This is a genomic window from Janthinobacterium sp. BHSEK, from assembly GCF_056174685.1.
Window position 1 is genome coordinate 1 of sequence record NZ_JBWBYV010000143.1, and the last position, 1,449, is coordinate 1,449.

Sequence of the window (1,449 nt, forward strand, 5' to 3'; positions counted from 1 at the left end):
CCCAGCGGGCGGCGCGGCTGGGACACGCGCACGGCGTTGGCGCGCGCCGCGTCCAGCAGAATCGGCACTTCCGGGCCGACGCCGATAAACAAGGTGGCCTCGATCTGGTAGTCGATGACCTGGGCAGGTTGCACCGTCAGGCGGTCGCCCAGGGGGCGCACTTCTTCGGCGTTGAGTGCGCGCGCCACGGTGGCCAGCAGCGCGGCGTCGGCGATGCCGGTGTCATTGTTGGCCAACACCGTGACGGTCACGCTGGCCGGCGCGGGACTGGTGGCGCTCGCGTCCTTGACGCGCCCGTCGCTGCTGCGGGCATGGAATTCATACGACGCCTTCGGGCCGGCCACGGACAGGCCATCCGGCGCTTCCTGAATGCGCAGGCGGTAGGCGTCGTTGTCTTCCATGACGGCGGCCACGGGCGGCAGGGCGTTCGGATTGGCCGGCGTGATGACCAGGCGCGCCACGTTGACGTTGGCGCCCAGCTGGTCCAGGTCGCCGTCGAGGGCAAACGCCAGCATAACGGCCTTGCCGGCGTCGTTGACGCGGTTGCGCAGGATGGTTTCCTGATACGCGTTCTCTTCCAGCAGCTTGGTGGCCGGTTCCGATTCAAGCTCCAGCAGGGCCGTGACGGCCGCGCGCTCGGATTCCGGCAGCAGGCTCACCAGGTGGGCTTTGCGCGTGGCGAGGATGGCTTCGAAGTCCAGCACCTCGACCATGCTGGGGGCCGGCAACTGGGTCAGGTCGATGGGCGTGCTCATACGCCGCCGCCTTGCTTGACGGGCACGGCCATCGTGATGCCCTGGCCATTCGCCGTGCCATCGAGCAGCAGGGCGATGGCGCCGTCCGTGTCGCGCGTGAGCTGCACGCTGGCGAGCTGCAGGCGCGGCTCCCAGCGGCGCAGGGCAAAGGCGGTGGCGGCGTAGATGCGCAACTGCGTGGCGCTGTTCAGGGGCTGGTCGATCAGCTCGGGCACCTCGGAACCATAGCGGCGGCGCCGGATGCGCGAACCGATGGGCGTGGTGAGAATGTCGGTGACCGACTGGCGCAGGTGGTCCAGGCCCGTCAGGTTGCGCCCGGTGGCGGCGTGCATGCCCATCATGCTTGCGGCCCGCCCGACCGGTCGCCGCCGGCTTTGACGCCGCCGTGCGGATGCTTGGCCAGACTGATGGCGCCGGCCAGCACGTCGTCGCTGGCCTTGATTGTCCCTTGCACGGTCATGGCCACGCCGCCAGCGGCGCCGGCCTTGGCGTTCACGCCGCCGTTCAGCGCGGTGGCGCCGTTGACGGTGGCCGATTGCATGACGATCAGGTTTTTCATGACGGTCAGGTCGCCCGTGCAGATGGTGCTGGGCGCGTTCGACGTGACCTTGTCGGCGGTGATGGTAGCCGTGCCGCCGGGGAGTAGGGCCGTCAGGGCATGGGCCGCATGATCGTACTGCACCACGGCGCCGTC

2 protein-coding genes and 1 pseudogene are annotated in these 1,449 nt (G+C 69.5%); all 3 read right to left on the reverse strand.

What is annotated here, in order from left to right:
- Nucleotides 1-755: baseplate J/gp47 family protein (locus tag AC0V2Y_RS27580; protein WP_475417967.1), on the reverse strand; the 755-nt coding region annotated here is incomplete at its 3' end.
- Nucleotides 752-1,096, reverse strand: coding sequence for a GPW/gp25 family protein (locus AC0V2Y_RS27585; protein WP_475417966.1), 345 nt, complete (start codon nt 1,094-1,096; stop codon nt 752-754). The genes AC0V2Y_RS27580 and AC0V2Y_RS27585, both read right to left, overlap by 4 nt.
- Nucleotides 1,093-1,449: pseudogene (locus AC0V2Y_RS27590) on the reverse strand (phage baseplate assembly protein V); the annotation flags it as partial. The pseudogene AC0V2Y_RS27590 and the gene AC0V2Y_RS27585, both read right to left, overlap by 4 nt.